This window comes from Protofrankia sp. CiP1_Cm_nod4, assembly GCF_982290645.1.
In genome coordinates this window covers 10876-23302 of the sequence record NZ_CEVIVC010000002.1, presented here as the reverse complement: position 1 = coordinate 23302, position 12427 = coordinate 10876, and the positions used below count along the sequence as shown (strand labels likewise).

The 12427-nt window shown below is 70.7% G+C and carries 8 protein-coding genes and 1 pseudogene; all 9 read right to left on the bottom strand.

From position 1 onward, the window contains the following. Positions 1 to 16: 16 nt before the first annotated feature. The gene (gene nuoN, locus AC5LSR_RS00990; protein ID WP_250285607.1) at positions 17 to 1591 is read right to left on the bottom strand and encodes an NADH-quinone oxidoreductase subunit NuoN; all 1575 of its coding nucleotides are present in this window, start codon (positions 1589 to 1591) and stop codon (positions 17 to 19) included. A gap of 17 nt (positions 1592 to 1608) precedes the next feature. Next, complete coding sequence (locus tag AC5LSR_RS00985; protein ID WP_250285604.1) at positions 1609 to 3195, bottom strand: NADH-quinone oxidoreductase subunit M; 1587 nt, start codon at positions 3193 to 3195, stop codon at positions 1609 to 1611. 1 nt (position 3196) lies between these two features. Next, a complete protein-coding gene (nuoL, locus tag AC5LSR_RS00980; protein WP_250285605.1) occupies positions 3197 to 5158 on the bottom strand; it encodes an NADH-quinone oxidoreductase subunit L in 1962 nt (653 codons plus the stop codon). A gap of 278 nt (positions 5159 to 5436) precedes the next feature. Continuing rightward, on the bottom strand, positions 5437 to 5736 hold the full coding sequence (nuoK, locus tag AC5LSR_RS00975; protein WP_250285606.1) for an NADH-quinone oxidoreductase subunit NuoK: 300 nt from the start codon (positions 5734 to 5736) through the stop codon (positions 5437 to 5439). Beyond that, complete coding sequence (locus tag AC5LSR_RS00970; protein ID WP_493468063.1) at positions 5733 to 6560, bottom strand: NADH-quinone oxidoreductase subunit J; 828 nt, start codon at positions 6558 to 6560, stop codon at positions 5733 to 5735. Before AC5LSR_RS00970 ends, nuoK begins: the two co-directional genes overlap by 4 nt. Then, complete coding sequence (gene nuoI / locus AC5LSR_RS00965; RefSeq protein ID WP_250287404.1) at positions 6557 to 7141, bottom strand: NADH-quinone oxidoreductase subunit NuoI; 585 nt, start codon at positions 7139 to 7141, stop codon at positions 6557 to 6559. The genes AC5LSR_RS00970 and nuoI overlap by 4 nt, the downstream gene beginning before the upstream one ends. A 158-nt stretch (positions 7142 to 7299) precedes the next feature. Beyond that, positions 7300 to 8508, bottom strand: a pseudogene (gene nuoH, locus AC5LSR_RS00960) (NADH-quinone oxidoreductase subunit NuoH); the annotation flags it as partial. Further along, on the bottom strand, positions 8505 to 11027 hold the full coding sequence (locus AC5LSR_RS00955) for an NADH-quinone oxidoreductase subunit G (RefSeq protein WP_493464358.1): 2523 nt from the start codon (positions 11025 to 11027) through the stop codon (positions 8505 to 8507). The gene AC5LSR_RS00955 and the pseudogene nuoH, both read right to left, overlap by 4 nt. Before the next feature lie 5 nt (positions 11028 to 11032). Beyond that, on the bottom strand, positions 11033 to 12319 hold the full coding sequence (gene nuoF / locus AC5LSR_RS00950; RefSeq protein WP_250287492.1) for an NADH-quinone oxidoreductase subunit NuoF: 1287 nt from the start codon (positions 12317 to 12319) through the stop codon (positions 11033 to 11035). Positions 12320 to 12427 lie beyond the last annotated feature (108 nt).

Genomic DNA, 12427 nt, shown 5'->3' with positions numbered 1-12427 from the left:
GTGGATTCCCTGGGCGTCAGCGTACGAAGCCGGACGTGGCCGCGGTACCGGCGAGATCGAGCAGAGGCTGTGGCGCGACTCCCAGCAGGAGCGTCACGACCGCGCCGATGCCGACGGCCGCGTAGGTGAGTGTCGGACGAGTGACAATTATGGGGCCGTCCGCACCCGGTTCCTGGAAGAACATCAGAACGATCACTCGGACGTAGAAGAACGCGGCGATCGCGCTGGTGACCAGGGCGACGACCACCAGCGGCGTCGCGTCACCGGCGATCGCGGCCTCGAAGACGGCGAACTTCCCGGTGAATCCGCTGGTGAGCGGGATGCCGGCCAGGGCGAGGAGCAGGAAGGCGAAGATCCCCGCGAGCAGCGGTGAGCGCCGCCCGAGCCCCTGCCACTGGGACAGGTCGCTCGCCTCGCCGTCCGCCGTCCGCACCAGGGTGACCAGAGCGAACGTGGCGATCGTGGTGAAGCCGTAGGCGACCAGGTAGAACAGGGAGCCGCTCAGCCCGTCGCTGTTGGCCGCGGCGAGCCCGGTGAGCAGGAAGCCGGCGTGGGCGATCGCCGAATAGGCGAGCATCCGCTTGATGTCACGCTGGGTCAGTGCCAGCACCGCGCCGACCACCATGGTCAGAATCGCGATGATCCAGACTATCGGCCGCCAGTCCCAGCGCAGCCCGCCGAAGGCGACGTAGAACAGCCGCAGCAGCGCGCCGAACGCCGCCACCTTCGTGCCCGCGGCCATGAAGGCCGTGATCGGGGTCGGCGACCCCTGGTAGACGTCCGGTGTCCAGGAGTGGAACGGCGCGGCGCCGACCTTGAAGAACAGGCCGATGCCGAGCAGGGCCACCCCCAGGTAGAGGTAGGTGTCGTTCGCGCCGACCGTGCCCGCGGCATCGGCGATCCGGCCGAGGCTGACGCTGCCGGCGTAGCCGTAGATGAAGGCCAGGCCGTAGATGAAGAACGCCGAGGAGAAGGCGCCGAGCAGGAAGTACTTCATCGCCGCCTCCTGGGAGAGCAGGCGGCGGCGGCGGGCCAGGCCTGCGAGCAGGTACAGCGGCAGGGAGAGGATCTCCAACGCGACGAACATGATCAGAAGCGTGTTCGAGGAGACGAACAGCAGCATCCCGGCCACCGAGAACGCCATCAGCGGGTACGCCTCGGTCTGCACGGCCGCGGAGGAACGCTGGGCGGTCGCGCCCGGCGACCCCGGGGTGATCGCCGCCGACGCCACGATCGCCCCGCCGGAGGAGTCCAGCCGCCGCTCGGCGACCAGCAGCACCGCCAGCAGGGCGAAGAGCAGGATGGCGCCTTCCAGGAACAGGGCCGGGCCGTCGATGGCCAGCGCCCCGGCCGCGAGCACCTGCCGTCGGGCGTGCAGCAGGACGACCGCCACGAACGCGGCCACGAACCCGGCCGCGGCCAGCAGCGGCTGGATGCCCCGGCGGGCCCTGGCCGGCGCGAACGCGTCGACGAGCACACCCGCCAGCGCCACCCCGAAGACGATGAGGATCGGGCTCAGCGCGCTGTACTGGATCGCCGGGACGTCGATCGTCCCCTGCGCGCCCTGGGCCAGCACCTGCGGGGCGGCGATGGCGGATGCTGTGGCGCTCACGAGTGGCCTCCGGCCTGGCTTGCGTTCACGGGGGCGGTTGGTGTGGGGTCGGTGTGCCCGGCATCCTCGAACGTCGCCGTGACAGTCGGCCGGACGATGTCGATGAGCGGCTTCGGGTAGATGCCGAGGGCGATGATCAGAGCGACCACCGGTGCGACGACGATCTTCTCGCGGACGCTGAGATCGAGCACTCCACGAGCATCCTCGGACACCACCGGTCCTGTCATCGTCCGCTGGTAGAGATAGAGGATGTAGATCGCGGCGAGCACGATGCCGGCGGTGGCCACGATGGCCAGCGCCCGGTACCGGGTGAACGTCCCGGCCAGCACCAGGAACTCACTGACGAAGCTGTTCAGGCCGGGCAGCGCCAGCGACGACAGCCCGGCGATGAGGAAGACGCCGGCCAGCACCGGTGTGACCTGCGCCATACCGCGGTAGGCCCCCACGTCCCGGCTGCCGCGCCGGGCCACCAGGAAGCCGACGACGAGGAAGAGCAGGCCCGTCGACAGCCCGTGGTTGACCATGTAGAGGACGGCACCGGTGCCCGCCTGCGACGTCAGCGCGAAGGTGCCCATCGCGATGAAGCCGAAGTGGGCCAGCGAGGTGTACGCCACCAGGCGTTTCATATCCCGCTGGCCGATGGCGAGCAGTGCCCCGTAGAAGATCCCGATCACCGCCAGCGCGAGCACCACGGGCGCGAAGTAGGACGACGCGTCCGGGAACAGCGGGATGCAGTAGCGGATCAGCCCGAAGGTCCCGACCTTGTCCAGGACGCCGACCAGCAGGATCGCGCCGCCGGTCGGCGACTGCGCGCCCGCGTCCGGCAGCCAGGTGTGGAAGGGGAACAGCGGCGCCTTGATGGCGAAGGCGATGAAGAAGCCCAGGAAGAGCAGCTTCTGCACGCCAGGGGTGATGTCCAGCTGGCGCAGGGTGGCGAAGTCGAAGGTGCCGGTGCCGAGCTGGTCGGACGAGACCACGTAGAGACCGATCACCGCGGCCAGCATGAGCAGCCCGCCGAACAGGCTGTAGAGCAGGAACTTCACCGCCGCGTAGGACCGCTGCGCCTGCTCCTTCACCGGCCCGTAGCTCCCGATCAGGAAGTACATCGGGATCAGCATCGCCTCGAAGAAGACGTAGAACAGGAAGACGTCGGTGGCGGCGAACACCCCGACCATCCCCGCCTCGAGCGCGAGCAGCAGCGCGAAGAACGCCGGGACGCTGCGCCTGCCCGCCACCGGCGCGCCGTCCGGGGAGGCGGCGTCGACCTCGTCCCAGGAGGCCAGCACGACGATCGGCACCAGCAGCGTCGCGAGCAGGATCAGCACCAGCGAGATCCCGTCGGCGCCCACCGAGTAGGAGATGCCGAACTGCTTGATCCAGGAGTACTTCTGGGAGAACTGGAAGCCGGCCTTTGCCGGCTCGTACGCGATGGTCGCCAGCAGCGCCAGCACGAACTCCACCAGCGTGACCGCCAGCGTGACCTGCTTGGCCAGCGTGCCCAGCCGTCGCGGGACGGCCGCGACGACGACCGCCGCGGCGGCCGGGATGATCAACAGGAGGGTCAACCACGGGAAACTGTTCACGTCATCCGGTCCTTACCAGCAGCGCCGTCATGACCACGAGGACAGCACCTCCCAACATCGACAGCGCGTAGGAGCGGACGAACCCGGTCTGGGTGCGGCGCAGCCGCCCGGACAGGCCGCCGATCCCGGCGGCGGTGCCCCGGACCAGCCCGTCCACCCCGACCGTGTCCAGCCAGACCAGGAAGCGGGTGAGGTACTGCCCCGGGCGCATGAACACGGTCTCGTTGAACGTGTTGGCGTAGAGATCGTGCCGGGCGGCCACGGTGACCAGCCCGACCTCGGAGTCGGGGCGGCCGACGGCCTCCACCGGGCGGAGCTGGTAGCGCAGGTAGGCCCCGGCGAAGCCGCCGGCGGCGACCAGCAGGGTGAGCGCCGTGACCACCGCCGGGGAGAGCGTGTGTGCGCCCTCCTCGTGCCCCTCGCCGAACACCGGTGCCAGCCAGTCCTGCAGGGTGCCGCCGACGATGAACAGCCCACCGGCGAACACCGAGCCCACGGCCAGCAGCGCCATCGGCCCGGTCATCACCCTCGGGGACTCGTGGGGGTGCTTCGCGTGTTCGCCCGAGGACGACCAGCGGCGCTCCCCGTGGAAGGTCAGCAGGAACAGCCGGGTCATGTAGAAGGCGGTGATGCCCGCGCCGAGCAGCGCGGTCAGGCCGAGCAGGTACCCGCTGGTGCCGCCCTTGTCGAAGGCGGCCTCAATGATCTTGTCCTTGGTGAAGAACCCGGACAGCGGGGGAAGGCCGATGATGGCCAGGTAGCCGAGGCCGAAGGTGGCCCAGGTGACCGGCATCAGCCGCCACAGGCCACCGTATTTCCGCATGTCCTGTTCGTCGTCCATCGCGTGGATCACCGAGCCGGAGCCGAGGAACAGGCCGGCCTTGAAGAAGCCGTGCGCCAGCAGGTGCGCGATGCCGAGCGCGTAACCGGCCGGGCCCAGCCCCACGGCGAGGAACATGTACCCGATCTGGCTCACCGTCGAGTAGGCGAGCACCTTCTTGATGTCGTCGTAGGCGCAGCCGATGACGCAGCCGATGATGATCGTTACGGCGCCGATGATGACGACCACCGTCCGGGCGGCCTGGGTCTCGGTGAAGATCGGGCTGGCGCGGGCGATGAGGTAGACCCCGGCGGTCACCATGGTGGCGGCGTGGATGAGCGCGGAGATCGGGGTCGGGCCCTCCATCGCGTCCGGCAGCCATGCCTGCAGCGGGAACTGGCCGGACTTGCCGCAGGCGCCGAGCAACAGCAGCAGGGCGATCGCGGTCAGCGTGCCGTACCCGATGACGTCGGCGGCGGCGGCGCCGAGCACCGAGTCGTAGTTCGTGCTGCCCACCGTGGCGAACATCAGCATGATGGCCAGGGCGAGCCCCACGTCGCCGACCCGGTTCATGTAGAAGGCCTTGTTGGCCGCGGTCGCCGCGGCCGGCTTGTACTCCCAGAACTTGATCAGCAGGAAGGACGACAGGCCGACCAGTTCCCAGCCCGCGTACAGGACGAGGAAGTTGTCCCCGAGGACGAGCAGCAGCATGGACGCCAGGAACAGGTTCATGTAGGCGAAGAACCTGCGCCGCCCGGGATCGTGCGCCATATAGCCGATCGAGTAGATGTGGATCAGCGTCCCCACGCCGGTGATCAGCAGCACGAAGACCGCGGAGAGCTGGTCGAAGAGCAGGCCGGCATCCACCTGGAAGCCGTTGACCGAGATCCAGGAGAACAGGTGCTGGGCGACCTGCCGGTCATCGGCGGCCCGGCCGCGCAGCCCGAAGAACAGCACCAGCCCCACGACGAAGCTCGCCGCGGAGGCCGCGGTGCCCAGCAGATGGCCCCAGCGGTCGGTCCTCCGCCCGCCGAGCAGCAGGATCAGCGCCCCCGCCAGCGGGAGCACCAGCAGCAGCCACGTGGCCGAGAACACGCCGCTGGCCGCCGCGTATCCCACCTCGTGTCCCACCTCATGCGGCATGGGGTACCTCGCCCTCGAAGAGGCGGCCGGCAAGGAGGCGGCCGGCTGGCCGGTGGCCGTCAGGCAGGTGCTCGTCAGGCAGGTGGCCGTCGGATGCACGGCCCTCGGATGCCCTGCCGCCACACGCGTCGACACCACGCGTGTCGACACGGTGCGTATGGCCGTGGGGTATATGCGTCACTGCACTCATCGTCCGTTCTGCCGTGACCGGGGTCCCGGCCACCACGTCCCACCGGCGCCTGGTGAGATCGTCACCGGTGACACACCTGAGGAACTGGCTAGTACTTGAGCAGGTTCACGTCGTCCACCGAGGCGGACCGGCGGGTGCGGAAGATCGTAAGAATGATCGCCAGGCCGATGACCACCTCGGCCGCGGCCACCACCATCACGAAGAACGCCATGATCTGGCCGTCCAGGGTGCCGTTGATCCTGGAGAAGGTGACCAGGGTCAGGTTCGCCGCGTTCAGCATCAGCTCGACGCACATGAAGACGACGATCGCGTTACGGCGCAGCAGGACACCGACCGCGCCGATGGTGAACAGCAGCGCGGCGAGGATCAGATAGTTCGCGGGGTTCACCGGCCCGTCCCCTTCCCGGCCCCGACCGGACGCTGGTTGCCGCGGCCATGCGCCCCGGCGCCGTTGTCGCCGTCACCGGGAGCCCCGGCGTCCCCAGGGCTCCCGGCGTCGCGGCCCGCGCCGGGACCGGCACCGCCGGGCAGGCCCGCCGGCAGCCGGGCGTCCTGGGGCCGGGCGTAGACGGCCGGCCCGGGGATCGGGGTGACCCGGCCCCCGTCGGCGAACCGGCGCCGCAGCATCTCCCGCTGCGTCACCTTGCCGTCGACCCGTTCCCGGTGCCCGAGGATCATGGCGCCGACCGCGGCGATGATGAGCAGCGCGGAAATGATCTCGAACGCGAACACGTAGTCGGTGAACAGCAGGCGGGCGATCGCCTGGATGTTGCCGCCGTCGTTGGCGGCCGTGAGCCCGGCCGCGGTGGTGCCGTTGTTGATCACGCCGCCGATCGGGAACACCAGCAGCCCGGCGAACCCGAACCCCAGGATGATCGCGGCCACCCGCTGGCCGCGCAGGGTCTCCACCAGGGAGTCGGAGGAGTCCACCCCGACCAGCATCAGCACGAACAGGAACAACACCATGATTGCCCCGGTGTACACGACGATCTGCACGAAACCGAGGAACGGCGCGTCCTGCAGCAGGTAGAAGACAGCCAGGCAGAAGAAGTTCGTCACCAGCAGCAGCGCCCCGTGCACGGCGTTGCGGGCGAGCACCATGCCCAGTGCCGCGAGCACCGCCACCGGGGCGAGCACCCAGAACGTCGCGGCCTCGCCGGTGGACGTCCGGGTGATCTCCCCCGCCGCCTGGGCCAGGATCTGCGCGCTCATCGGGCCGGCTCCGGCTCGCTGTCCAGGCCGGGCGCGTCCGCGCCGGCGCCGGAGAGACCGGATGCGTCGAAGGGGCCGGCGCGGTCCGGGTCGAACCGGTAGTAGTCCGTCTCGCTGTCACCGAGGAACATCGGATGCGGCGGCGCCGTCATCCCCTCGCCCAGCGGGGCGAGCAGCTGCTCCTTGGTGAAGATGAGGTCCGTCCGGCTGTCGTCGGCGAGCTCGTAGTCGTTGGTCATGGTCAGCGCCCGGGTCGGGCACGCCTCAATGCACAGGCCGCACAGGATGCAGCGCAGATAGTTGATCTGGTAGACGCGCCCGTAGCGCTCCCCGGGGGAGTAACGCTGCTCCTCGGTGTTGTCCGCGCCCTCCACGTAGATCGCGTCGGCCGGGCAGGCCCACGCGCACAGCTCGCAGCCGACGCACTTCTCCAGCCCGTCGGGATGCCGGTTGAGCTGGTGGCGGCCGTGGAAACGAGGCGCGGTCGGCTTCTTCTCCTCCGGATACTGCTCGGTCGTCGGCTTCTTGAACATGGTCGAGAAGGTGACGCCGAATCCCTTGTACGGGTCGAGGATCCCCATGGCTCAGCTCTCCTGCCGCGGTCCACCCGCGACGATGACGGTGGCGGACGACGACCGGTCCGGGCCGGTGACGGAGGCGGCCGGCCGGCCGCGCCGGCCGCGTCGGCCGTAGCGGCGGGCGGCGGCCACGGGATCCGGTCCAGACTGGGCGCGTTACGGATGCGCTCCTGCTCGGCGGCCTCAAGACGTTCCCGGTGTTTGCGCGCACCGGGATCGATGATCGTGACGATGAGCAGGATGCCGGTGGCGATCCCGAAACCGATCAGCCACGGCGTCCGGTCGGTGACGTTCTCCCGGTAGACCTTGAAGGTCGCCACGGCGAGCAGCCACACCAGCCCGACCGGGATCAGGACCTTCCAGCCGAACGCCATGAACTGGTCGTAGCGCAGCCGGGGCAGCGTGCCGCGCAGCCAGATGAACAGGAACAGGAACGCCAGCAGCTTCAGCACGAACCAGATCACCGGGAACCAGCCGGTGTCGAAGTGCGAGAAGTACGGGATCGGCGGCGGCTGCCACCCGCCGAGGAACAGCGTCGTCGCCACCGCGGACACGGTCACGGTGTTGATGTACTCGGCGAGGAAGAAGAACGCGAACTTGATCGAGCTGTATTCGGTGTGGAAACCACCGACCAGCTCGCCTTCGGCCTCGGGCAGGTCGAACGGCGTCCGGTTCGTCTCACCCACCATCGCGATGCAGTAGATGATGAAGGACGGCACCAGCACCACGTTCCACCAGTGGCTCTGGCCCTCCACGATGCCCGAGGTGGACAGCGTCCCGGAGTTGAGGAAGACCGCGACGAAGGACAGCCCCATCGCGACCTCGTAGGAGATGATCTGCGCCGCCGAGCGCAGCGACCCCAGCAGCGGGTAGGTCGACCCGCTCGCCCAGCCGGAGAGGATCAGCCCGTACACGCCCAGCGACGAGGCGGCCAGCACGAACAGGATGGCCACCGGCAGGTCCGCGAGCTGCAGGCTGGTGTGCTCACCGAAGATCGACACCTCGGGCCCGAACGGGATCACCGCGAACGCGAGGAACGCCGGGATCGCCGAGACGATCGGGGCGAGGATGAAGACCGGCCGGTCGGCGAGAACCGGGATGATGTCCTCTTTGAGCATGAGCTTCACGCCGTCGGCGAGGCTCTGCAGCCAGCCCTTGGGGCCGTGCCGGTTGGGGCCGACACGCTGCTGCATCCGGGCCACGACCTTGCGCTCGAACACGATCGCGAACAGCGTTATCAGCAGCAGGAAGGCGAAGACCGCCACGGCCTTGAGCAGGATCAGCCAGAACGGGTCGTCACCGAAGACGGCCAGGTCCGGGTCGGTGGCACCGGCCGCCAGCACCGGCGCGAACGAGGGTGAGTAGCTCATGACCGGCCTTCCGCGCCGCTGCCCGCGACGGCGTCGACAAGATCATGGCCGCCGTCCGGGGCGCCGGCGGCCACACTGATGTTCACCACTTCGCCGGCACGCCCGGCGAGCGAGGCACGGACGTGGGAGCCCGGTGAGAAGGCCGGCAGCCACACCACCCGGTCGGGCATCGAAGTGATCTCCAGGGGGAGGGTGATGGTGCCGCGGCCGGTGCTGACGCTGACGGGCGCGCCGTCGACCGCGCCGATCTCACCGGCCGTCACCGCCGACAGCCTGACCCGCGGCGGGCGGGCCGTCCCGGCGAGGTAGGGCTCGCCGTCGAGCAGCCGGCCGTCGTCGATCAGCTGGTGCCAGCTGGCGAGCACCGCCTGGCCCGGTGCCGGCTCGGGCAGCGCGGGCTGCTCGGCCGCCGGCGCCGGCACGCGGTTGATCCCGGCACCGGCACGGCCGAACCTCGCCAGCTCGCGCGCGGCCACCCCGGGGTCGTCCACACCGAGGGCGATCCCCATCCGGGCGGCCAGGATGTGCAGCACCCGCAGGTCCGGCAGCGCGGCGGTCTCCAGGGCCCGCTGGAACGCGCGCAGGCGTCCCTCCCAGTTGACGAACGAGCCCGCCTTCTCCGCCACCGGCGCGACCGGCAGGACCACGTCGGCGAGTTCGGTCACCGCGGAGGCGCGCACCTCCAGGGACACGCAGAACGGCACGGAGGCGATCACCTTCAGGGCGGCGGCCGGATCGGGCAGGTCGTGGACGTCCACCCCGGCGACGACGAGCCCGTCGAGCTCACCGGCGGCAGCGGCGGCGAGGATGGCCGCGGTGTCCCGGCCCGGCTCGGCCGGGACGACGGCACCCCAGATCTCCTCGGCCTCGGCGCGGGCCACCGGATCCGCCACCGGGCGCCCGCCCGGCAGCAGCGATGGCAGTGCGCCGGCGGCGAGCGCGCCGCGCTCCCCGGCCCGGCGTGGCACCCAGGCCAGCCGCGCGCCGGTCGCCTCGGCCAGCCGCAGCGCCGCGGTCAGCGTCCCGGGGGCCTGCGCGGCGCGCTCCCCCACCAGGATCACCGCCCCGTCGGCGCGCAGCGCGGCGGCCGCCGCGGACTGGGTCCCGTCCTGAATCCTGTTGACCGGCCCGGCCAGGGCGGCCAGGGCGGCGGCTTCGGCTCCGGGGACGACCGGCAGCAGCGTCCCGGAGATCTTCGACAGCCCGCGGGTGGCCAGCGGGGCCAGCGAGAAGATCGCCGTGGTCTGCTTCTGCGCGGCCTTGCGCAGCCGCAGGAAGATCGTCGGCGCCTCCTCCTCGGGCTCGAGCGCGACCAGCAGGACGCCGGGCGCGGCTTCCAGACCGGCGTGGGTGACCCCGATGCCGGTGCCGGCGACCGCGTGGGCGAGGAACGCCTCCTCCTCGGCCGAGTGCGGCCGGGCCCGGAAGTCCACGTCGTTGGTGCGCAGGGCGACGCGGGCGAACTTGGCGTAGGCGTAGGCGTCCTCACGGGTGAGCCTGCCGCCGGCGAGCACGCCGACGCCGTGGCGGTCCCGGCATTCGGCCAGCCCGCGGGCGGCGAAGGCCAGCGCCTCGCTCCACGACGCCTCGACCAGCTCCCCGGTGGCGTCGTCACGGACCAGCGGGGTGCGCAGCCGGTCGGCGCCGTCGGCGTAGGTGAAGGCGAACCGGCCCTTGTCGCAGTTCCACTCCTCGTTGACGGCCGGGTCGTCGGCGGCGAGCCGGCGCCGGACCTTGCCGCGGCGGTGGTCGGTGCGCAGCGCGCAGCCGGCCGCGCAGTGCTCACACGCGGTCGGGGTGGACACCAGGTCGAACGGCCGGGCCCGGAACCGGTAGGCCGCGCTGGTCAGCGCGCCCACCGGGCAGATCTGCACGGTGTTGCCGGAGAAGTAGGACTGGAACGGCTCGTCCTCGCTGATCGAGACCTGCTCGTTGGCGCCCCGCTCGAACAGTTCGATGAAGGGGTCGCCGGCGATCTGCGCGGAGAACCGGGTGCAGCGCGCGCACAGCACGCAGCGCTCCCGGTCGAGCAGGATCTCGCTGGAGATGGCGACAGGCTTCGGGTAGGTCCGCTTGGCCTCCCGGAACCGTGAGACGGCGCCACCGTTGGCCATCGACTGGTTCTGCAGCGGGCACTCGCCGCCCTTGTCGCAGACCGGGCAGTCCAGCGGATGGTTGAGCAGCAGGAACTCCAGCGTCCCCGCCTGCGCCTTCTGCGCCACCGGCGAGGTGAGCTGGGTGCGCACGACCATGTCGGCCGCGACCGTGGTCGTGCAGGAGGCGACCGGCTTGCGCTGGCCCTCGACCTCGACGATGCACTGCCGGCAGGCGCCGACGGGGTCGAGCAGCGGATGGTCGCAGAACCGCGGGATCTCGATCCCGAGCAGCTCGGCGGCCCGGATGATCAGTGTCCCCTTCGGGACGCTGACCGCGATGCCGTCGATGGTCAGGGTGACGAGATCCGGCGGCGCGGGCTCGGCCGGGGGCTGCGAGGCGCTGCTCTTCGACACGGTTGTCATAGTGATCAGTGAGCTCCCGCGAAGGCGTCCGGCGTGCCGGCGACGCGGTCGGTGGGGGTGGCCGGGACGAACTCGTCCCGGAAGAACTTGATCCCGGAGACGATCGGTGAGGTGGCGCCGTCGGCGAGCGCGCAGAAGGCCCGGCCGAAGATGTTGTCGCAGGCGTCGACAAGGGTGTCGACGTCCTCGGCGTCGCCGTCACCGCGTTCGAGCCGGGAGAGGATCTGGACCATCCAGGTGGTGCCCTCGCGGCAGGGCGTGCATTTGCCGCAGGACTCGTGCGCGTAGAACTGGGTGAGCCGCCGGACGACCTTGAGCATGTCCACGGTCTCATCCATGAGCATGATGGCGGCGGTGCCGAGCAGGGAGCCAGCCTCGGCGACCCCCTCGAAGTCCAGCGGGACGTCGAGATGGTCCGCGGTGAGCATCGGCGTCGAGGAGCCGCCGGGCGTCCACGCCTTCAGCCGCCGGCCGCCGCGGATGCCGCCGGCGAGATCCAGCAGCTCGGCGAGGGTGGTCCCCATCGGCGCCTCGTACTGGCCCGGGCGGGTCACGTGCCCGGACAGGCTGTAGATCTTCGGCCCCGGCGAGCGCTCCCGGCCCATCGAGCGGAACCACTCCACCCCGCGCCGGATGATGAACGGCACGGTGGCGATGGTCTCCACGTTGTTGACCACGGTCGGGGACGCGTACAGCCCGTGGGTCGCCGGGAACGGCGGGCGCAGCCGGGGCTGGCCGCGGCGGCCCTCCAGCGAGTCCAGCAGCGCGGTCTCCTCGCCGCAGATGTAGGCGCCGGCCCCGGAGTGGACGACCAGGTCCAGGTCGAAGCCGCTGCCGAGGATGTCACGGCCGAGGTAGCCGGCCTGGTACGCCTCGGCGACCGCGGCGCGCAGCCGGCGCCCGCAGTGCACCAGCTCCCCGCGCAGGTAGATGAAGGCGCGGTGGGCCCGCACCGCGTAGGAGGCGATGATGATGCCCTCCACCAGCGAGTGCGGGTCGGCCATCATCAGTGGCGCGTCCTTGCAGGTGCCGGGCTCGCCCTCGTCCGCGTTGATCACCAGGTAGTGCGGCTTGTCGTCGCCCTGCGGGATGAAGCTCCACTTCATCCCGGTGGGGAAGCCGGCACCGCCGCGGCCGCGCAGCCCGGAGTCCTTGACAATCTTGATGATGTCGTCCGGGCCCAGCTCCAGGGCCTGCCGCAGCGCCTGGTAGCCGTCGGTGCTCTCGTAGACGGCCAGTGTCCAGGAGCCGGGGGTGTTCCAGCGTCCGGTGAGGACCGGGGTAACCGGCATGGTCAGCTCCCCTTCGTCGAATCGTCGGTCCGCGCGGCCTTGGCGGGAGTGGCCTTGGCGGGAGCGGCCTTGGCGGGAGCGGCCTTGGCGGGAGCGGCCTTGGCGGGA